The sequence below is a fragment of the Micromonospora sp. BS32 genome, from assembly GCF_059089345.1.
Genome location: NZ_JBSSHR010000147.1, coordinates 1 through 409, shown reverse-complemented (window position 1 = coordinate 409; position 409 = coordinate 1). Strand labels below are relative to the sequence as shown.

Sequence of the window (409 nt, the reverse complement as noted above, 5' to 3'; positions counted from 1 at the left end):
ACAGCAGGCGGTGTTCGTCCTGCGGCTGCTTGGTCCAGGCGGTGACCAGGTACGACAGCCGGTACCAGCGCGGCGGTTGGCGCCTGCGCACCACGATGCCCTGCTCGTCGTGGACGGCGATGGCGCCGCGCTCGCGCCGGTGGATGTCCTCGCGGATGTCGTACAGGTAGACGTCGATGGTCGGCGCGTTGCGCCGGGCGGCCCAGTCCTTGGTCGGCGCCTCGAAGGCGATGTCGACGCCGGTGCCGGCCAGGGCGCCGCCGGTCAGCAGCCCCCTGAGGACGTCGTCCACCTCGTGTCTCACGGTCGCGCCCTTCGCTGTGCCCGGTGGTTGGTCAACGCTCGGTCCGGCGGGCCCGGTCGGGCCGGCCGGCGGGCGGCCGTCCGATGTAGCCCTCGCGCAGCGCGT

General features: G+C 73.6%; 1 protein-coding gene. It reads right to left on the bottom strand.

What is annotated here, in order from left to right; genetic code table 11:
* The coding region (locus AC5RWQ_RS30665) for a Pvc16 family protein (protein ID WP_494286075.1) at positions 1–304 on the bottom strand (304 nt) is incomplete at its 3' end.
* Positions 305–409: the final 105 nt, after the last annotated feature.